Origin of the sequence: Aquimarina intermedia, assembly GCF_008124785.1 — a bacterium.
Classification (GTDB): domain Bacteria; phylum Bacteroidota; class Bacteroidia; order Flavobacteriales; family Flavobacteriaceae; genus Aquimarina; species Aquimarina intermedia.
Window position 1 is genome coordinate 554,569 of record NZ_VNHU01000002.1, and the last position, 21,568, is coordinate 576,136.

The 21,568-nt window shown below is 37.4% G+C and carries 18 protein-coding genes; 4 read left to right on the forward strand and 14 right to left on the reverse strand.

Going from position 1 to position 21,568, the window contains the following annotated elements; all coding sequences use genetic code 11:
* Positions 1-82: 82 nt before the first annotated feature.
* The 9 genes from BD809_RS05150 to BD809_RS05190 form a co-directional block, all read right to left on the reverse strand.
* Positions 83-832, reverse strand: a complete 750-nt coding sequence (locus BD809_RS05150) for a tetratricopeptide repeat protein (RefSeq protein WP_148781869.1) — start codon at positions 830-832, stop codon at positions 83-85.
* Positions 833-843: 11 nt separating this feature from the next.
* The gene (locus BD809_RS05155) at positions 844-2,610 is read right to left on the reverse strand and encodes a BatD family protein (protein ID WP_148781870.1); all 1,767 of its coding nucleotides are present in this window, start codon (positions 2,608-2,610) and stop codon (positions 844-846) included.
* Between the two features lie 43 nt (positions 2,611-2,653).
* Positions 2,654-3,547: a tetratricopeptide repeat protein gene (locus BD809_RS05160; RefSeq protein WP_148781871.1), complete on the reverse strand. Its 894-nt coding sequence runs from the start codon at positions 3,545-3,547 to the stop codon at positions 2,654-2,656.
* Positions 3,548-3,553: 6 nt separating this feature from the next.
* The gene (locus BD809_RS05165) at positions 3,554-4,588 is read right to left on the reverse strand and encodes a VWA domain-containing protein (RefSeq protein WP_148781872.1); all 1,035 of its coding nucleotides are present in this window, start codon (positions 4,586-4,588) and stop codon (positions 3,554-3,556) included.
* Between the two features lie 13 nt (positions 4,589-4,601).
* A complete protein-coding gene (locus tag BD809_RS05170; RefSeq protein ID WP_246131426.1) occupies positions 4,602-5,126 on the reverse strand; it encodes a flavodoxin family protein in 525 nt (174 codons plus the stop codon).
* 57 nt (positions 5,127-5,183) lie between these two features.
* Entirely contained in the window at positions 5,184-6,188 is a 1,005-nt protein-coding gene (locus tag BD809_RS05175) for a vWA domain-containing protein (protein ID WP_148781873.1), read from the reverse strand.
* Positions 6,188-7,852, reverse strand: coding sequence for a BatD family protein (locus BD809_RS05180; protein WP_148781874.1), 1,665 nt, complete (start codon positions 7,850-7,852; stop codon positions 6,188-6,190). The genes BD809_RS05175 and BD809_RS05180 overlap by 1 nt, the downstream gene beginning before the upstream one ends.
* 17 nt (positions 7,853-7,869) lie before the next feature.
* Positions 7,870-8,736, reverse strand: a complete 867-nt coding sequence (locus BD809_RS05185; protein WP_148781875.1) for a DUF58 domain-containing protein — start codon at positions 8,734-8,736, stop codon at positions 7,870-7,872.
* 88 nt (positions 8,737-8,824) lie between these two features.
* Positions 8,825-9,826 (reverse strand): AAA family ATPase, encoded by a 1,002-nt coding sequence (locus BD809_RS05190; RefSeq protein ID WP_148781876.1) that lies wholly within the window; start codon positions 9,824-9,826, stop codon positions 8,825-8,827.
* A gap of 280 nt (positions 9,827-10,106) precedes the next feature.
* On the opposite strand from BD809_RS05190, the gene BD809_RS05195 reads away from it, so the two are divergent.
* The 3 genes from BD809_RS05195 (at position 10,107) to BD809_RS05205 (ending at position 12,801) form a co-directional block, all read left to right on the forward strand.
* On the forward strand, positions 10,107-10,862 hold the full coding sequence (locus tag BD809_RS05195; RefSeq protein ID WP_148781877.1) for an SDR family NAD(P)-dependent oxidoreductase: 756 nt from the start codon (positions 10,107-10,109) through the stop codon (positions 10,860-10,862).
* 70 nt (positions 10,863-10,932) lie between these two features.
* A complete protein-coding gene (locus BD809_RS05200; protein WP_148781878.1) occupies positions 10,933-12,069 on the forward strand; it encodes an ATP-binding protein in 1,137 nt (378 codons plus the stop codon).
* A gap of 6 nt (positions 12,070-12,075) precedes the next feature.
* Positions 12,076-12,801 carry a metallophosphoesterase family protein gene (locus BD809_RS05205; RefSeq protein WP_148781879.1) on the forward strand — a complete coding sequence of 242 codons (726 nt, stop codon included), beginning with the start codon at positions 12,076-12,078 and terminating at the stop codon, positions 12,799-12,801.
* A gap of 21 nt (positions 12,802-12,822) precedes the next feature.
* Here BD809_RS05205 and BD809_RS05210 read toward each other — a convergent pair whose 3' ends face one another.
* Positions 12,823-13,272, reverse strand: a complete 450-nt coding sequence (locus BD809_RS05210; protein ID WP_148781880.1) for a hypothetical protein — start codon at positions 13,270-13,272, stop codon at positions 12,823-12,825.
* Positions 13,273-13,324: 52 nt separating this feature from the next.
* On the reverse strand, positions 13,325-17,008 hold the full coding sequence (locus tag BD809_RS05215) for a T9SS type A sorting domain-containing protein (protein ID WP_148781881.1): 3,684 nt from the start codon (positions 17,006-17,008) through the stop codon (positions 13,325-13,327).
* Positions 17,009-17,397: 389 nt separating this feature from the next.
* Here BD809_RS05215 and BD809_RS05220 point away from each other — a divergent pair, with 389 nt between their 5' ends.
* A complete protein-coding gene (locus BD809_RS05220; RefSeq protein WP_148781882.1) occupies positions 17,398-17,709 on the forward strand; it encodes a transposase in 312 nt (103 codons plus the stop codon).
* A 391-nt stretch (positions 17,710-18,100) separates the two neighbouring features.
* On the opposite strand, the gene amaB is transcribed toward BD809_RS05220, so the two are convergent.
* From amaB to BD809_RS05235, 3 genes are all read right to left on the reverse strand, one after another.
* Positions 18,101-19,654, reverse strand: coding sequence for an L-piperidine-6-carboxylate dehydrogenase (gene amaB, locus BD809_RS05225; RefSeq protein WP_148781883.1), 1,554 nt, complete (start codon positions 19,652-19,654; stop codon positions 18,101-18,103).
* Between the two features lie 156 nt (positions 19,655-19,810).
* Positions 19,811-20,350, reverse strand: coding sequence for a 3-hydroxyanthranilate 3,4-dioxygenase (locus BD809_RS05230; RefSeq protein ID WP_148781884.1), 540 nt, complete (start codon positions 20,348-20,350; stop codon positions 19,811-19,813).
* 197 nt (positions 20,351-20,547) lie between these two features.
* Positions 20,548-21,480: a nicotinic acid mononucleotide adenyltransferase gene (locus BD809_RS05235; protein WP_148781885.1), complete on the reverse strand. Its 933-nt coding sequence runs from the start codon at positions 21,478-21,480 to the stop codon at positions 20,548-20,550.
* Between the last annotated feature and the right edge of the window lie 88 nt (positions 21,481-21,568).

Consider the following 21,568-nt stretch of genomic DNA (forward strand, 5'->3'; position numbering starts at 1 on the left):
AATAAAGGTAAAGCTTTCAGGTTTTGTTAAATCAAATGTAAAATTATTTGAACAAAGGTAAATAAAAACAAAAATTTACTACTTATAATTCCTTTAAATTCTTGGAAAACATCCATCCGCTTTTACCATCAGCTAGCCTGATGTTTTTCCAACTGTTTACTGTGCTGATAACTTTGACCTTAGTTCCCTCATGCAGTTCAAAAAGCTCTTCACTCCCAAGATTTGGCTCGCTTAACACCGCACTTTCTTTGGCAAAAATAATGGCATATTGATTGTTAGCCTTTAAAGACTGTTGTTGTTGAGCCAAAAAAATGATAAAAATCCCGATACCAAAAGATAACCAAGAACCTACAAAAAACCAACGTTTTTTTCTGGTGTCTGATGACCGTTGGTATCCAATAAACAATAGAACAAATGAAAGTATGCAAAATACAGACAACCATGCCCATGTTTGTAATGAGAATAATGAGACTGTACGTTTAAATATTTTAGACAAAAATCCCTGTGGTATTTCGTCAATGACATCAACTGTCGCGTTACGTGCGAACGTCAAATTATTCTTTATATCTTGATTTGTTGGATTTAAACTTAAGGCCTTCTCGTAATAATAAATGCTGGGCCCTATTTCATTTTGTTTGTAATACGCATTAGCAAGATTAAAATATAATTCTTCAGACTCATACCCCTCCTCTATAACTCTAAGGTAATTTTTGATCGCTTCTTCGTATTTTTTTGCAGTATACAGTGCGTTTCCTCTATCAAAACTTTCTGTTTGCTGAGCACAAACACCTATACTCATTAAAAAAATAAATAAACCTACTATATTCTTCATTTTGTTTCTCTTTACAGTTGTTTATCCATGGCAGCTATCACCCGCGAAGCTTTCTCGTAATCCTGTTGCATTGCTGTAGAAGATAGCGGAGTGTATCTTGCAAATTCGCAACTCTCCAGTAATGCAACAAACTCAATAACCAACGCGTCGTCTACCTGACGCTCTCTCAGCAACCGCTGAATACGATCCTTACTCATATCACTGGTTTGTATTTGAAGCTTTGCTTTCAAGTAATTGTGCAACGCACGCTCCATAGCTATATAAAAGGACTTAGGTTCACCTAGATTTTTTTTGGCTTCAGATAGATATTTTCTGGCCAATTTATCAGCTCTACGAACTCTACTACCGACAACATCATTCTTTCTGGCTTCTTGTTTTTTACCAAAAAATAAAAACAACGGGATAGCGAGTAAAGGTGTAATTAACGCTGTCCAATAGAGAGCTGACCCAAAGAAAGGTTCGCTGTTAATTTCTTTTAGGGTAGTTTTTAATTTAATAAACTTAAATTGTCTTCCACTCTGTGTGACAACTTGTTTTTGCACAGTATCATCTGAAGAAGTGACTATGCGTTGACCATCGGGTCCTTTTCCTACATTCAATAGGACTTCTTGTGATGTAATTGTTTTATAGGAATTAGAGGACACATCGAAATAAGAAAAGCGCAACGCAGGAATCGGATATTTGCCTTTGAACTGAGGAACCAGGGTGTACGTGTCTGTTACCGTACCTTCCATACCCCCTAAATTTGTACGTACTCGTTCGCTGTGTTCCGGCTCATATTGTTCCAAACCGCTTGGCACAGTTAAATTGGGAAGATCAAATAATTTTAAATTTCCTTCTCCGCTCACCTCAACTTTTACTTCTAAGGACTCTGAAGCGTCCAGTTCAGTTCTACTCGCTTTTACTTTGAAATCAAAATCACCCACCGCTCCGGTAAATCCCTCCGGTTTCCCGTTTTCGGGTAAAGGTTTGACGTTGATTGTGCGATTGCCGGCGGCGACCGTTTTATTTACGGTTGAGTACAGTCTACCTCCAAAAATATCTCTGCGGTTAGTTGGTACATCCACAGCGATAGAAAGCGTAAGAGGTTCGATGTTTAACTTACCTGTTTTTTGTGGATATAAAACGGTTTTACGAAGCACCACATATCTATAGGGCTCTCCTTCATAGGTTCCATTTTCCACTTTAAGTTGCTTCATATCGATAGCCTGACTCCAAAAATCACTGTATTTTGGGCTATCCAGTTCGTTCCAGTTGCTTACACTGATTCTAGGACTTACATACAATTTGTACACCACCGTTATCGCTTCATTCAAATACGGATTAGCTTTGGAAACTTCTGCAACTAAATGTAAGTTTTCACTAGCAATATAATCTGAATTATTTCCGTCTTTGGGTTTGTCGACCGCAGCGGTTACCTCAACTCGTACCGGTAAGGTTTTATAAGTTTCACCATCTATTTGAATCTGTGCTTGTGCAATAGTAAATTTTCCGCGTTGTGTAGGGGCAAGAAAATAGCTAAACGTTTTTGCATACGACCGTTTACCATTAATCCATGAGTTACTAATAGATTGATTGGGGCCACCCACTACCGTAAAACCCGAAAAATCAGGTGGGGTAAAATTATCGCCATCCTGGTTCATCTCAAAATCAACCCGTAAACGTTCATTAACGCCCAATTTTTTCTTACTAACCTTTGCTTCAAACTTTACTTGTGCCGTAGAAAACGTAACAGCACTTAAAGTAAAGAGCACCCATAACATTAATTTCAACTTCATTATTACAATATTTTCTGGAAAAGTAAACTGATACAATCGGCTATTACCAATCCTTATCTGTTTGCTTCACATTTCCTTTAACCTTTTTAGCATTAATCTTATCCTGTACTTTCTTTTCCTGATTATTCATCGCTTCAAGTAAACTCTTTACCTGCTGTGGTGATAACTGACCCTGAACGGGCTTAGGAGCTCCTTGTTGTGGTTCATCTTTCTTGTCACCAGCATCCTTCCCTTCATCAGTTTTATCATCTTTAGGTTCTCCATTCTTTTTGTCATCTTTTGGATCATCACCTTCTTTTTCTTTATCTCCTTGGTCACCCTGATCTTTTTTATCTCCCTGATCACCTTTTTCTTTCTGATCCTTATCTTTCTTGTCCTGGTCTCCCTGATCCCCTTGATCTTTTTTATCTTGGTCTTTTTGATCCTTGTTCTGGTCTTTATCGTCCTGATCCTGATCTTTGTTTTGCTCTTGCTTTTTTTCTTCTTCCTCAAGCATCTTTTTTGCTAATGCCAGATTATATCGAGTTTCATTATCCTTTGTGTTATTTCTTAAAGCATTTTTATAAGCTTCGACCGCTTCTTGATATTTTTTTTGCTCCATAAAGGTGTTCCCCAAATTATGAAATGCTTTATGCTTTTCTAATTTGTTGGTTGCCGTTTTTGTGGTTTCTGCATATCGTACGATAGCCTCATCGTACTTTTCTGAATTGTAATACGCATTACCTAAATTATATTTAGCATCTACAGCATCAGGATTTTTGGCTATTGCCTTTCGATATTCACCTTCGGCTTTGGGGAAATTACCATCCCTGATCAAACTTTGGTTACCTAGTGCCAAATGCTCTTTTGCTTCACTCTCTAATTGTTTTAAATCCTTCTCCTGTGCAAAAGAAAGTATCGTCCAACAACATGCTATAATACATATACTCTTTTTCATCATCCTTTAATTTTCATTGAACAGATTCAATTTTTTTACCCATGAGGTTTTAGGCTCTAAAAGAAAAACATCAAGCAGCAATAGTAAGAATCCCAATCCCAAAAACCATTGGAATTGATCCTGAAAATCTGCAAACTGCTTTGCTTCAAATTCTTTTTTATCCATATTCTGCAGGATCTCTGTAACCTGAGATACAACCTCTTTAGTCCTAGTACCATCAAGGTATGTGCCATTTGCTTCCTTTGCAATTTCCTGTAAAGTTGTCGGGTTCAACTTGGTTATTACGGTCTCTCCAGCGCGATTCTTCTTATAAGATTGTACAATTCCGTTTCTTTTAATCGGGATCGGACCTCCTTTAAGGGTCCCTACGCCGATTGTATAGATTTGAATTCCTTCTTTTGCAGCTTCCTCGGCAATGGCTCCTACATTACCCTCATGATCCTCACCATCGCTAATTAGAAAGAGGACACGATTGGTTTGTTCCTCGTCATTGTAATATGTTTTTGCCAGGGCAATCGCTTCATTAATAGCTGTTCCTTGTGAAGAAAGCATATCAGTATTCATTGCTTGCAGAAACATTTTGGCAGAAGCGTAATCCGTGGTTATTGGCAGTTGAGGAAAAGCACTGGCTGCATATGCAATAATACCCACTCGGTCGCTGGCCAAACTATTGATTATTTGTGTTACTAATTGTTTAGATTTTTCTAATCGATTCGGCGCTATATCCTCTGCCATCATACTTTTAGATACATCAACAGCAAATACCACGTCGACCCCTTCTCGTTTTACGGTTTCCAGCTTGGTACCAATTTTTGGGTTTACCAACGCCATTGCAAAACACGTGAACGCCAAACAAAGAATTAATATCTTAAGAACAGGCTTAAAAATTGATCTATTCGGGCTCAGAAAATTCATCAGCCTGGGATCTGCAAATCGCTTCTGCATCGATTTCTTCCACAATACCGTCCCTATAAATAACAGGAGTATTAAAGGAATTATCAACAACAGCCAGAAATATATTTTTTCTTCTAATAAATACATATCATTATTATTTCTATAGCGGATTAATTAATTGTGCAAACTTTGTAATTTTCTCTTTCACTTCTTTCGGAATACTGTCCACTTCTACCCAAGTATGTATATCACCTATGAATTTCATTCCTAAGTAATCCGCACTTCGGACAAAAGGCATCGTAAAACTCTCATCACGATCATCATGATTACTACAACTAATTACAGCCATATTTTTACCTCTTAGCATACGCCCATATTCCTTCTCCTTATTTAAAAAATCAGAAATCCGATCTAAAAACACCTTTGTGATACCACTCATGGTATACCAATAAATTGGTGTTGCAAATACAATAGTTTGATAATTTTCAACTAACATTTTAAATAATTCATTAAAATCGTCATCATAATTTAAAAAATTATAATCGTAATGATTTATTCTCTTTTGACTCAAATCTATCACATCATAAGCTATTTTTTCTCTTAACAATGAAACTACCTTAGCAGTATCTCCATCACTTCTCGAACTTCCTAGTAATATGATTCCTTGATTCAAATTCAAATTCAAATTATTAATTTAAAAAAATGTGGCCTTTTTGAGGTCTTTATACATGACAATCAAATATTAAATAAAACTTCTAAAAAGGGTATGCTTTAAAAGGAGCTCGAAAAACAATAAACCTATGGCAATTAACACTAGAATTCTAAATTTTTCCTGGTAGTTATAAAACTTAAACTCCTCAACATCTGTTTTCTCCAGTTTATTGATTTCTTCATATATCGCTTCCAGTTTCTTATTATCAGTTGCCCGGAAGTATTTTCCCCCGGTCATTTTTGCAATTTCTTTGAGCAAAGGCTCATCTATTTCAACTTTTACCCGCTCATAGCGAAAGGCCCCATTAGGTAAAATAGCTACGGGTGCCAGCGCCATTCCGTTAGTACCTAATCCAATTGTGTATGTTTTTATTCCGTACTCCATAGCCAGCTCTGAAGCAATTTTGGGATCAATAAAACCGGCGTTGTTGGATCCATCTGTCAATAAAATAATAACTTTACTTTTTGCCTTGCTATCTTTTAATCGATTTACGGCAGTTGCTAACCCCATTCCGATTGCGGTACCATTTTCTAGAATAGTATTGTATTCGATTTGATTCATGGCACTCAAAACAATGGATTTATCGCTGGTGAGGGGTGTTTTAGTAAAACTCTCTCCTGCGTACACCACCAGTCCGATTCTATCGCTGGGCCGTTCTTTAACAAATTCTGCTGCCACTTCTTTTAACGCCTCAAGACGATTGGGTTTTAAATCTTTGGCAAGCATACTGGCAGAGACGTCAATAGCCATGACGATATCAATACCTTTTGTTGTTTTTGTTCTACTGGATACATCGACGGTTCGTGGTCTTGCCAATCCTAAGATAATCAGACTTAACGCCAACAATCGTAGTATAAACAGGATCGGTCTCAATCTTACCAGAAAACTTTTTTTGTACTTAAATCCGCTGACGCTGGATATTTTTAATGTAGCCTGTTGCTTGTTATTTTTCCATATATACCAACCTATCAACAACGGAAACAAGGCAAAAAGCCAAAAGAAGTACGGATCTTCAAAAATATACTTATCAAACATTATCTATCGGCATTTTTAAGTTCTACAGAAGTAATTATGCGCTGTGCAACCTCATCAGCATATAGGTCGTCCTCATCAAACACAACAGTTATTTGTTGAAAACCTCCATTTTCAGCAAAATTCAGCATGATATACTCATTTTTTTGTTTTTCCTGCGTAGTTGGGTTTGTCACCTCAAGATTTCCAAAAACTTTTATGCCTTCTGTTCCCCCCAAGGTTCTATATTCCTCTGTTTTAACTGTTATATTTTTAGCGCCTTGCGACTCAAACTTTCCTACAATTCCTTCGACCGCTTTTTCGAGATCCACTTGATTTTTTGGATCAGGAGCCACAGTGCTCACAGCGATGTATATGTTTCCTGTCATTTCGCCATACACAAAAGTTTCATTTCCTTTTAAGATTTGCTTCTGCTCTTCGGTCAATTGATAGTTGTTACGCAAGAGTACTTCTGGTGTAGCAATCGCAACAGGTGGCGTACCGTAGGCACTTGATATCCATTCTTGTTTAGCAAGTGTTCTTGTAGGATGTCCAAAAATAGAATCGACAGTTTCCTGATATCCATTACGCCAAACAACCACTCCAAAAATAATTCCAACCACTGCTACAACAGCAATACTAGCTAGTACTATCTTTCTTTGTTGTTCTTTCTGCGCTTTTGTCTTTCTATACTCTTCATCGGCTAATAATTCTTCTTCGGTAGGTTCAGGAATCGCTTCTTTTGTCTTATTGATCACCTGCTCTATAGCCGTACGGTCAGCTCGTGCTGTCAACTTATCAGGTCGTGATTTTGCAAACTTAGCTAAATCGGCTGTCATCAGAACTCTTTTTAATTCTTGTAACGTCTCTGATTCTAATAATAAAGTTCCCGATTCTATTTCTCGATTTAACCGTGCTATTAATTCGTCGGTAGTGCTTTCCATTGCGTGGTCATAGATCTCTTCATCGATATATTTACGCGCGGTATCACTAAGTATTGAGTAATATTCTTTATGCGAATCCTTTTCTAATAAATCGGAAGTGTCAATCATACGCAAGGCTTCGATGGCACGTTCATAGGGAGGAAGTTCTTTTGCTTTTTCAGCTTTTTTCTTCTTTCGGTAGCGCAGTAAAAAAATTAATAGGGCACCTACTAAAAGAATAATAACCGCATACCATACATAATCACGCCATTTAAACGACGGTGGATCGACCTCAACCATCGGTTTGATCTCAAACATTTTCTGTTTGGTTGTATCTACAAGTACTTCCCGCACCTCCACCTGAATAGAGTCTGTCGTAAAAGCCTGCTCGCCAATAAGCACTCGCTGACCGGGAATTGTATACGCGCCGGTATCAAACTGGGTCAGACCATATTTTTTGATAATGTTGTATCTGTTATTTTTGATTGTCGTATCTGCCGGAAAAGATTCAATGACCTCCATAGGTAAAAATGTTTTTCCTTCCGGAAATACTACCGTTTGCGTAGAATCAGCCTGTACTTCTAACGTATATTGAATTTCTTCACCTATTTTAATGGAAATACTATCAACTTGTGCTTTCACCTGTGCCAGTGCACTCGTGCCTGTCAAAAGAAAAAAGGATACTAAAATCAATATCCTTTGCATTACGATTTGAGGAAATCGATTATATTTCATAAAATCATATAGTATGCGGTTCTCTGTCATTCGTATATATTGTTTAGCTATCCTCTTCTTTTAAAATAACCGAGTAATTTTTTTACATAGCTTTCATCAACTCTGGTACTTATTACACCTGCACCACTTCGTGTAAAACTTTCAGTAAAATAAGAAACCCGTTCGTTGTATTGCTTGGCATATTGCGCTCTTGTACTCTTAGAACCCGTATTTACCAACATAAGTTCATTGGTTTCTTCATCTTCCATTTGAACCATTCCTAAGTTGGGTAATGTTTCTTCTTTTGGATCATACACCCTTATCCCTGTCACATCGTGTTTATTGCCGGCAATTTTTAGTGTATGTTGATAATCGTCAGCCATAAAATCTGAAAGCAGGAATACAATAGCTTTCTTTTTCATCACACTGGACAGAAATTTCAACGCCTCGGCAATATTTGTTTTTTGACTTTTTGGTTCAAACTCTATAAGTTCCCTAATAATTCGCAGTACGTGGAATCTTCCCTTCTTTGGCGGAATGTATAATTCTATTGTATCCGTAAAAAGTATCAGCCCAATTTTATCATTATTCTGAGTGGCAGAAAAGGCTAAGGTAGCTGCTATTTCTGTGATAATTTCCTTTTTAAAATATTGAGAAGTTCCAAAATTTTGAGAACCCGACACATCCACCATTAGCATCATGGTCAGCTCACGTTCTTCTTCAAATACTTTTATATACGGTTCGTTGTATCGAGCAGTAACATTCCAGTCAATACTACGCACATCATCACCAAATTGATATTGCCTCACTTCGCTAAACGTCATCCCTCTACCTTTGAAGGTTGAGTGGTACTCACCTCCAAAAATATGGTCACTTAGACGTCGTGTCTTAATTTCAATTTTTCTGACCTTTTTTAATAAAGCTTTGGTATCCATAGCTATTTGAGATTCTTAAAATGCACAGACACTATGCTGCACGATAAACAGTTTGTCTTTTGCTCCTTACAATAAACGTTCCTGCTGATTAAGGCACCTCAATCTCGTTGACAATCTTATTGATTATATCTTCAGACGTTACATTTTCCGCTTCGGCTTCATAAGTAATACCAATTCTGTGGCGCAACACATCATGAACAACAGCTCTTACATCTTCTGGAATCACGTAACCTCTTCTCTTGATAAAGGCATAGCACTTGGCAGCGGTGGCCATATTTATACTTCCTCGAGGCGAGGCCCCAAAGTTAATTAGTGGTTTTAGCTCTTCCAGATTATATTTTTCAGGAAAACGCGTGGCAAAAATTATATCGAGAATATATTTTTCGATTTTTTCATCCATATATACTTCCCGAACTACCTTTTGAGCATTAATAATTTGTTCTACCGAGACTACAGGGTTCACTTTTTCAAAACTTCCGGAAAGGTTGGCTCGTACTATTAACTGTTCCTCTTCCAACATCGGGTATTTAATGACTGTTTTCAACATAAAACGGTCAACCTGAGCTTCGGGTAATGGATAGGTTCCTTCTTGTTCCACCGGGTTTTGTGTAGCCATAACCAAAAATGGCTTATCCAATATAAAAGTTTCATCTCCGATAGTTACCTGTTTCTCCTGCATTGCCTCCAGTAAAGCACTCTGTACTTTTGCCGGAGCCCTGTTAATTTCATCTGCTAGAACAAAATTGGCGAAAATTGGACCTTTTTTGATTGAGAAATCATTCTCTTTCATGTTGTAAATCATAGTTCCTACAACATCAGCCGGTAATAAATCCGGGGTAAACTGAATTCTACTAAAACTACCATGAACAGCTTTGGAAAGTGTATTAATCGCCAACGTTTTTGCTAATCCGGGAACTCCTTCCAGTAAAATATGGCCTTGACCTAATAATCCTATGAGTAATCGTTCCACCATATGTTTTTGGCCAACTATTACTTTATTCATCTCCATGGTGAGTAAATCGACAAACGCTGATTCCCTCTGTATTTTCTCATTTATTGAGGCAATATCGATAGCACTATTTTCTTCCATTCATTAAATATTTTAAAAGCGTGAATTTAACATTCAAGATTCAAGATTGCAAATTGTTTAATTAATTTTCGGTTCCTTGTTAATTATAGGTTAAATAACGGTATGTGATTTTTTTAAAAGCCCTTAATTTAAAGTATCTTTAATCCTAAATGAGCTGTAATCACCTACAGCAATCGCTTAAAAAAAGACGAGGTAATAATTGCAGTGTTGCAAACATAACCCAAATTCGTTTACTTAAGAGTTTTATGCAGGGAGCATTAAATTAATTTTAAACTATTAAATTGTGAAGACAGCATTAATTACAGGAGCTACCAGTGGTATTGGAAAGGCGACAGCTCGTGAGTTGGCAAAACATAGAATTAACTTGATAGTATGTGGTCGTCGTACAGATCGGCTACAGCTATTAAAAAAAGAGTTAGAAGCTCAGGTGAGTGTCCATACGTTAAGTTTTGATGTGCGAAATAAGGAAGAAGTACTGGACGCCATTACCAAGTTACCTGAAACTTTTACTACCATTGATATCTTAATAAACAATGCAGGTAACGCACATGGACTTGATCCTATTCAAGATGGTAATCTTGAAGATTGGGATGCAATGATTGATATCAATGTAAAAGGTTTATTGTATGTTTCAAAAGCTATTATCCCCGGAATGATCGAAAAAGGTTCCGGTCATATTATCAATATCGGCTCCATTGCAGGAAAAGAGGTATATCCTAATGGGAATGTGTATACTGCAAGTAAACATGCAGTTGATGCTTTAAACAAAGCCATGCTATTGGATTTAAACGGAAAAGGAATTCGTGTAGGCGCGGTTCATCCGGGATTGGTTGAGACAGAATTTAGTGAAGTTCGTTTCAAAGGTGACGCTGATAAGGCAGCTTCGGTGTATACGGGGTTTTCTCCTTTAAAACCAGAAGATATTGCAGATATCATTGCTTTTGTAGTTACTCGCCCCTATCACGTGAATATTTCGGATCTTGTCGTATTACCCACGGCTCAGGCCAATAGTACCACCGTTTATAAAACACTCTAAACAAAACCTCATATAAATAACCACTTAAAAAATTGAAACCCAGATAATAGCAACCCCAAATTAATTTATTGTGATTAACAAACGACTTTTAGTAAAGCATCTATTAGCTCATAATGATGAAAATAGTTTTTATGACAAAAAACGCTTGCTTAATATCGGAGAGCGTGAGGGGAAAGCAAAGTTTTTAAAACATATATGCGCACTGGCCAATTCTAATCCAGAGAATACCTCCTATATTGTTATTGGGGTTGAAGATGAGGACAATACCATCTCTGGTGTTGATTTTTTTGATGATAGTAAGATTCAAAATTTAGTTAATGCATATCTAGAAAATCCGCCATTGGTAGCATATGAGAATATTCCCTTTCCGCATTTACCGGAAGATAAAGTAGTGGGCTTGGTTTCAATAAGATCACAAAAAGGAAAACTTTGTGCCTTAAGAAAGAATATCTGGAAATATTATGGAGGTACCGTCTTTTTTAGAGAAGGCAGTATTAGTATGCCCAAGGTTTTTGACATTGAAATCAAAGATATGAATTCTCAAATTGTAGCTGCTATTGAGAATAACGCCCAAAATAATATTGAACTCACTCTGGATGGCGTTTTTGATTTTCTGAAATTTCGACGAGATTACAATCCGCAATACAAAGTGTTTAAAGAGTATTTTGTGGTCTGCTGGGCGGGAAAAGCACATGAAACTGAGAAAACCACCTATTATTCGCGAGTTGATATTGCGCTGATTAACGAACAGGTAAAGTTATTTTATTCTGAACTCGATGAGGTAAGCATAACAATTTCTGAAGATGAATTTAGAATTATTGAATATGTTCAATTAGGGTTGAATAAAAGCTTTAAATACTATCCTTTGGAAGAAGTCAGCATTATTTTTAGGGACAATGCACATTATGATATCGAAAGAAAACTCTTGTTTGAACCTCCCCAATTTGATAAAAAAATATTATATCATCTATATAACAGTAATAATGTCTTGATTGATAAATTAAAATCAAACACCTCATTATCTCAGCATGAGCAATCGGATCTTCTGAATTTGCCTGCAACCTATCTAATATGTTATTTTAACGGCTTTGAAGAGGCTAAAGAAAAACTCGAAGAAGCTAAGCCCTACATAAAAAAACACAGTAAACAAGTGTACAGTTTATACAAAGAAAGCATCCGCATCTTGCGTAAAGTACGATATAACTAAAATAGTATGAAAACAATTGTCATAGGTGATATTCATGGGGGTTTTAGAGCTATTACTCAATTATTTGAAAAACTGAATCCTACTTCGGAAGACCACTTTATATTTCTTGGAGATTACGTAGATGGATGGAGCGAAAGTGTTGAGGTAATCACCTATTTAATAGCGTTGCAAGAAGAATACACGTGTACTTTTCTGCGAGGAAATCACGATCAGCTTTGTTATCAATGGTTACTTTCAAAAGAAGTATTACCTGAATGGTCTGCAAATGGTGGCGAATCAACAATAAAGTCTTATGCCTCATCCAACATCTCTCAGTTAGAAACACATGTAGCATTTTTCAAAAATCTAAAAAACTATTACATCGATGCCTCGAATCGCTTGTTCATTCATGCCGGGTTTACCAATCAACACGGTCCTGAGAGTGAGTATTTTGAAAAGATGTATTACTGGGATCGTACACTTTGGGAATTAGCCATTGCACTTAACCCAAATTTATCAAAAGACAGCTTGTTATATCCCAAGCGTCTGCAACATTTTAATGAGATTTTTATCGGACATACCCCAGTAACAAAAATTGATAAAACTACACCAATTCAGGCAGCTAATGTTTGGAATGTTGATACCGGAGCTGCTTTTAAAGGAAAGATAACAGCAATGGATATTGACAGTAAAGAATGGTGGCAATCGGATCCTGTCTATACCTTATATCCTGATGAACAGGGAAGAAATTAAGACTTTTGATCAAATTCTTTATTAAAACTGAACAGAAAGTATCTCGTAGTCAGTTGTCGTCATATCAGGACAAGGTTTCTCTCTAAGTTTTAAAATGAGGATATCAAAATTTTCTTGGGTTCTTTGCAATTGATACTGTTCACTTACAACCTTTGATACTCCGAGGGTCAAAACTTGATCTTTGGAAATCATATTTATTAAAGACGATCCTGAACCTTCAATTTTCTCAATTTTTACAACGAGCGTATGATCATAAGCCGTTCCACATAAGAGAACATCATTAGAATGAAAGCTAATTTCTTTTGCTTGCACCAAAACGGTATTTGGATCCATGGTTTGTGATTCCCCAGAATATTGTGGTTTTTTGGGTGTGGTATTCGTTTCCACGGGTTTTTTTATCTTTTGAGAGGGTTCCTGTGACTTACAAGCCCACAAAAACAGAAAGAAACAACAATAAACTAGGATTTTCATATGTTTAAAATAAAAAGAGGGTTACTATCCTAGCAACCCTCTAAACTAAAATTTATTTTTTGATAATCTTAAAACTTCTGTTTATAGATTGACCTTTTATCTTTACAAAATAGAATCCTGCAGGACGTGATCCGGCATTCCATTCTACTGAAGCATTCGCATCAATATTGTCATTGGCAAACACGGTTCTTCCTGAAATGTCAAAAATTTCTAAAGAAACATTTTGTTTAGCTTTTAGTATTTTAAAATTAAAAACGAAACGATCAGAAGATGGGTTTGGATATACTAAGGGTGTTATCTCGCTTCCAATAACAGCTAGTGTTTCAGGTGCAGCTTCTTGAGTTTCCGGAGTCGTAGCTGTTGAGGTAACAGAACCAAAAATCTGAAATATCTGATCTAAGGGTTCTCTTGCCAATGCGATGGATACTGGTGTCCAGTCCGTAGCTCCTGTGCCAAACAAATTAATGCTGTCCTTAAATTGTGGCTCTAATCCAACTCCTCCTGCTTGTGAAGCCCAGAACCACTGCGTTTGATCGGGACTAAATGCTAGGTTCGTGTACACAGACAACCAATAGGATCCGCTTTCCAGATTTACCTCTGCTGGTAATTGCAGTGTTAAATTAGTATCTGTAGCCTCTGACGTTGGTGTGATCTCGCCACTTTTATAAACTTCTTCACCCGGTGCACCAGCATTGTCAGCATAGATTACAACTGTTGCACTCGTAAGTAAAGGAGCGTTATTTCCGCTACCGAAAGCAAGTATCTTTTCGATGTTCCAAACGTATCCATCAGGAACATTAAAGTCATCTGCAGATTGTGCCAGCCCTCCAAAATCTGTAAAAAACTGAGAGGGCAAAGAAGAAACGGCCGGTTCAATTTGTTCGTATATAGCCGGCTCAGTAATCGTAACCGTAAATCCTTCAGACACTTGTTCATCACCAGAGGTTGCGATAAGACCAATTGCTGCCTTACCTAAACTATCAGGAACATATGTTAAGGTTAAAAGATCACCTTTCAAGACTGCAGTAACCAGTTCGGGGTTTGAATTTGTTACTTCGATTGAAATTGAGTTTCCTGCTGTTTGTTCGAATAAACCTTCTATATTAATTTCGGTCGGTTCACTGTTCTCATCTATGATTAAATCATCAAGTAAATACGCAACACTCAATTCTGACTCAGGCAGCGGATTAAATATCATTGGAAAACGTGCGCTGAACAATCCATTACCATGCGCTGCAACGGCTATAAATCCATCTTTCCTTACTTTCACTTGATCGGTAACAGCGTTACCAATAGCAAAAGGTTCCTTGAACCATCGTGTACGCTCGCCATTAATTCTGTTTGCGTAATACAGACCAGTACTCGTAGCCGTGAATAATCGTTGAAAATTAGCTCCAAAGTATCCTGTACTGCTTCCAAAAAAGGCAGTGCTTCGTACAGAAGGTCCGTTACCCGAACCATCAGGATTTTCTTCTAAATTTCCACTAATGTTTGTCCAGGTTTCTCCTGCATCGTCTGTAAGGAATATACTCTGAATTCTATAATTGGAAAAAGTTACAATAACACGGTCCGTATTTGAAGGATCTACTGCAATATCATTCACAAAACCGGGAGGCAATCCTTTTCCTGTAGAAATATCGACAGGCTCCTGATCATCGACGTTTGCATTATCCAATCTGTAAATGTTACCCGCATTGGTACCGTAGTACAAGCGATTGGCAACCGGATACTTGGAAATAGCTAAGGCTGTTATTGAGGTTCCCGCCGGGGAATCAGTTTTTGGTAAATCAACCCAATTCACTGTTGCTAAAGCATTAGAAAACAAGGGTAATTCATCCAAATTGTTATTTCTCCAAATTCTGTTACCAGCCGGTAAATACATTATATTATCATTATTTGGATCTAAGATAAATGGCGTGATAAATGACAAGTTGTTTGCACCTGCAGGTCGAACTCTGCTAAAAGAAACAAATGCACCTGCTTCATCAAAGTTAAATCTGTAGATATTTCCATTTTGTGAAGAAACATAACGCGTTAATCCACCATCGGCAATAGCATTATACGAACCATCACCACCAAAATCTTCTATCCAAGGTTCAACACTCGAGGTCGATGACGTAAACCACGTACCGTTATCCTGAAATCCTGCTAATAAATCATCAGAGTTAGCTTCTGGATCAAATGATACGGCGTATGGCTGCGTAGTTACATAACCATTATTAAGTGAGGTCCAGTCCACGGGTTCTGCTCCCGGATTTTCTGCAGTAATATCTTCAGTTACAAAAACACCTCCATCATTACCGGATAACGCTTTATTTGGATTCGAAGGATAAAATAACAATTCGTGTTGATCAGGATGTTGATCGGTATATACACTCACATTATTTAGAGGTGAGTACCCCGCTATCCAGGATTCTTGTCCCGCAGGCGTGGTAAATCCTGTTTCTGAGCGATAAATGTTAGTTCCTCCGACAAAAACATAATTACAATTACCAGGATGTACCTTGACAATCATATTATAGCCTCCTTGTAAGTTCAAGTTTCCAACCGATCCGCCAATAGTAACAGGTAAATTTGCCGTAAGATCAGTCCAGGCGGTCGCTGTACCCTCGTTGAGTGCATTGTATTTGTATAAAAATGCCGGCGTACCTCCCGCTACATTTTGCGAAAAGAAATAAACCATATTTTCGTGCATTGGATCGATTCCCATCACTGTTCTCCCTAAAGAGCCAACAATGGCTGGTGGTGTAATGGCGGTCCATGTATTTCCATCAGTAGAGGTAAAAAATCCTGCATTAGGCACTCCGTTTGATGCAATGGTTGCATAAATTTTCCCTTCAGAAGTAATCGTAACTTCTGATGTACTATCAAATCCTCCTTCAAGAACTTCTTCAAAAGAATTACCTTCATCCTGAGATCTAAAAATTCCATTGAATGTAGCAACGTATACATCTCCATTTGTTGGATTAACTGCAATAGAATTGATTAAATCAAAAGGAGCTATTGCGCGAATATCTCCGTCGTCTGTCGCACTCAATAATTTCCAGGTTCTTCCCCCATTTACAGATTTATAGACCCCTGTCCCTGTATAAAAAGCTCCTCCTGCACTCGCAGAATTTCCAAAACGCTCTCCAGATCCGTAATACCAAACATTGTGCTTACCAGGCCTTGGATCTTGCACGATACACGTGATGCTTGGTGACTGACGCCTGGTAGTTACTTTTCTCCAGGTCTGACCAGAATTTTCTGAACGCCATAATCCTCCGGAAACTCCCCCTGCTAAAATAACATTATCGTTGGTGGCGTCAATTGCCAAAGCGCGTGTTCTACCCCCAACATTGTAAGGTCCTCTATTTTTCCAATATGAGAATTGAATTCCTCTAGAAGATTTTGTAGCTGCAGATTTTTGCAGATCATCTCCTGCGGTAATTTTTTTCGAAAAATCAAGTTCCAAGCCTCTAATTTCTAGTGGAAGCTGTCCCGTGTACGGATCTTTTAGTCTATTGAACTCGTATTCCATACGCTCCAATGCCTTGTCCCCTACAGCTTTTGGAGCACCTTCAATAGCTCCGGTAGAATTGTCGTACAGTTTTGACTGCTTATAAAGTTGATGACCCCGCGGTGTCGGTTGTGGATCCGCTTCTGTTTTTAATGTTTGTGCAGTTGTTGTATATCCTAACAACAATAATAAAAAGACACAAACATTGCTCTTTGTAGAGAGTAATGATAAATGCATAGTTTAAGTTAATTTGTGTGAATTCTGCAAAACTAACTGATTTTTCTTAGTTTTTACTATTAAAATCCTTTAACTCTATTGAATTAAAAGCAACGATAAACTTCTTCACTTCATTTTATATATGAACTGCACTTGGTCTTAATCAAAACACTGATAATCAAAATTATACACTATAATTATTGACTATAACTCTTACGAAACTGGATATTTTTCTTATTAAACTACTATTGTATTAGCACTTAACGAAATGTTAATTGCGGTAAAACCGTAATAAAAAAGCGGTCATTAGGGCAATAAAATAAACTTCGCTGAAAAACATTGTCAATCATCAACCATATTAATGAACAAATAGCTCACCTAGAAGCTCAGATGATAGATATCTTGATCGCATGATACAGCAAGTAGAAAGATTAGAATCCATTCCAGGTGTATCCAGACAGATTGCTACAGGGATTATCGCTGAAATCGGAGTAACTATGGAACATTTTCAAACCCACAAACATTTAGCATCTTGGGCAGGGGTTTGTCCTGGTATCAATGAAAGTGCAGGAAAGAAAATGTCTTCCCGAACAACAAGGGGAAACAAATACTTAAAGACTACCTTAATCGAAGCTGCATGGTCGGCTACTCGATCAAAAACCAATCCATTACTTGCTATAAAGCAATCGCTGCCAGAAGAGGAAATAAAAAAGCAGCAGTAGCCATAGGGCATAAAATCTTGACAGCAGCCTACTTCGTTCTTAGGGATAAAGTTAATTATAAACCTCATACACAAAGCCTTGAAATTGCTGAAAAAAGAAAACAAGAAAGAATAAAAAGATTAGAAAAACAGTTGAAAACCCTAAAGCAAACGTCTTTCAAATAAAAGGTCGAGGTTTTTTTGGTGGATCAATCCCCGGCATAAAAACTGACAACAGACGTAGTGTACCAACAGTTGTTGCCATAGAGCACGTAGAAAAAATTACACTCAATTTGTTTTTACAATCTTATAAAATCAAAAATATGGAATAGACTTTCAGAAAAAAAACCTGTAAAGTTTGACTTTACAGGTTTTTTTAAAACTTTCCAGACATTACTGGCTCTCATTTATTATTACAAGTCGAACTTGATACCTTGCGCTAGCGGTAACTCGGTTGTATAATTTATGGTATTGGTTTGCCTTCTCATATATACCTTCCAAGCATCAGAACCGGATTCTCGTCCGCCACCGGTATCTTTTTCACCTCCAAATGCACCACCGATCTCAGCTCCTGAGGTTCCGATATTCACATTTGCTATTCCGCAATCAGATCCTGTATGAGACAGGAAACGCTCGGCTTCTCTAAGATTATTGGTCATGATTGCAGAGGATAACCCTTGTGCAACTCCGTTCTGCACATCAATTGCGTTTTCTACATCACCTGAATACTTTAGTAAATATAATACAGGTGCAAATGTCTCGTGTTGTACGATTTCAAAAGAATTCTCGGCTTCAGCAATAGCTGGTTTCACATAGCAACCACTTTCATATCCTTCGCCAGAAAGCACGCCTCCTTCAACCACAATCTTACCACCTTCTTCAATAACTCTGGTCAATGCACTTTCATACCCTTTAACCGCATCTTTATCAATCAGCGGACCTACATGATTGTTCTCGTCCAGTGGATTTCCTATACGCAATTGTTTGTATGCATCCACAACAGCATTCTTTACTTTATCGTAGATAGATTCGTGTATAATCAAACGACGTGTAGAGGTACAACGTTGACCGGCGGTACCCACAGCCCCAAACACAGCACCTATAACGGTCATCTTGATATCCGCATCAGGGGTTACAATTATTGCGTTATTACCCCCCAACTCCAACAAGGATTTTCCTAATCGCTGTCCTACGGTGGCAGCTACAATCTTACCCATACGCGTTGATCCGGTTGCCGAGATTAATGGCACTCTTTTATCAGTGGTCATAAATTCTCCCACCTGATAATCCCCATTAATCAAATTGGATATACCTTCTGGTAAGTTATTGTCTTTTAAAACTTTGGCAATAATATTTTGACAAGCCACACCACATAAAGGTGTCTTTTCACTTGGTTTCCAAACACACACGTCCCCGCAAACCCAGGCCAAAGCGGTATTCCATGCCCATACTGCTACAGGAAAATTAAACGCAGAAATAACACCTACGATTCCCAGAGGATGGTACTGCTCATACATACGATGTCCAGGGCGCTCAGAATGCATAGTGAGTCCGTGCAGCTGCCTTGACAATCCTACTGCAAAATCACATATATCGATCATTTCCTGAACTTCACCCAATCCCTCTTGATAGGATTTTCCCATTTCATAAGAAACCAGTTTACCTAACGGTTCTTTTAATCGACGTAATTCTTCTCCAAACTGACGCACTATCTCTCCGCGTAAGGGAGCAGGCATTACGCGCCATTCTTTAAAAGCGCTGCTTGCCTTTGTAATAACACGCTCATAATCCTCTTTTGTGGTCGCGCTTACTTTTGCGATCAATTCACCATCAACCGGAGAGGTTGAAGAGAATTCTGATCCCGATGCGAACCATTCTGATCCTGTAGAAGTTCCTTTATTCGTAGCTGAAACTCCAAGTTGCTTTAATGCTTCCTGAATTCCAAAGTCTGTTGCTATCATTGTCATGTTATGCGATTTTATGTAAAATGTAAATATAAGTCCTTAAAAACATAATTTAAAATCTGACTGATTTTGAATCAGTTTTTAAGTTATTTTTATCACAGGTTCTTGATAAATTGTCAAATTGATGTTTAACTGATCATAATTTATAAAATTTGATAGTTAGTGATGTGCTACAAAACGTTCGTCCACCGCCATGACGTTACCGCAATTATTGCATGTACGCAGCTCCTCGTTCTCATAGAAGTGCTTAAAATGCTTTAAAAAATCTGTCTCTATATCAGTAAGTTTAAAATACACTTCGTGAAGTTTATTATTACAGATATCGCAAAACCAAAGCAAGCCGTCTTTGGCATCTAAGTCCAAACGCTTCCGTTCGATCACTAATCCTATAGAATTTTCGTGACGTACCGGTGAATGTGGTACTCCGGCGGGATGCAAGTACATATCTCCAGGTCCTAACTGCATTGTCTTTTTTACTCCTTCATCCTGTACATGTACTTCAATAGTCCCTTCCAGCTGATAAAAAAGTTCTTCGGTTTCATTGTAGTGATAATCTTTACGTGCATTGGGTCCTCCAACAATCATTACGATATAATCACCTGCATCCTTATATAGATTTTTGTTACCTACAGGAGGTTTTAACAGTGCTCTGTTTTCATCAATCCACTGTTTAAGATTAAAGGGTTTTTGAATTGCCATATCTTGATTTTTGGTTGTATAAAATTACATATTCTTGAGAGGTTCTCAATATAAAGAAGATTTAAATTTTAAGGAATTAACGTATTATTTTAAAAAGTAAAGAATGTTGAGATAACTCCCTTTAAATTAAAAAAGAAATCGCTCTTACAAAACAAGTTTGCAGAGCGATTTCTAACTAAATAACCAACCAAAAATTTTTATAAAACGGAGCTCTTTTTAAGAAACTCAGATTTTTTCATTCTTTTCTTATTATTCTGAAGTTTACTTTTGCCTTCAGTATTTTTAAATTGAACATATCCCCTTCCTACAAAACGATACTCAGTACCCGAAGCGGGATGATATAATTGAATCTTGTTATCATTGATAACGGTTAATTCAAAGAATTCATTGCCTAAATAATCGTAATCCAGTGTTAAAGTTTTCAGATAAAAATCATCTACTACATCATTGACCTCATAGTATCCCTCGTAATCATAATAGATTTCACTACGAGGTGTCCCCGGTGCATCTTTTGAACTTCTAAAATTATCTCCCAACCCAAAGGGTAAGAACTGTACATAATTCTCTTCGTCAAATTCATTAATTGCCCCATACTGACTGGTAAAAACTTTTTCCCAAGTGCTATACTCATGCAAGAAATAATGAATATTATCATAGAAAACTTTTTCATAGTCAAAAGTACTTCGTTGATAGCCTTCTAAAAAATAGGAGGTGTTGGTAACGGCATCATAAATCTCAATTTCATTTCCTGATTTCTGAATAACTTCCAGATCATACACACCGTCCAGATCATGATCGATTTGCACCTCGGTACGGTATGTGGCATACAATCCTACATCAAGTCCGAAGCCTCCACCATTGTCTCCAATCCCAACTAAATTATTATTGGCATAAAATGTTCCGTTTTTAAATGAAACAGTAAACGCTTTTTGAAGAAAAGGCACTTCCCCTTTTCCTTGGGTTCTTTCGATATCTACATACCATATTTCATAAGACTGTAAAAATTCATCCAGATTAAAAACAGGTTGCGGCTCTTCGATATAGTTTTCTTCAACGACTACCTCAGCAACACATGCGTTAAATAGAAAGAGGCCAGATATTCCAGCAAAAAGTAATAGTAATGGTCTCATAAGCTTATATTTTAAATTATAGCAAAGGAGAACCAAAAGATATGCCAAACTTTTAACACTTTGTTAATCAAAGGTTTAATTTAATTTC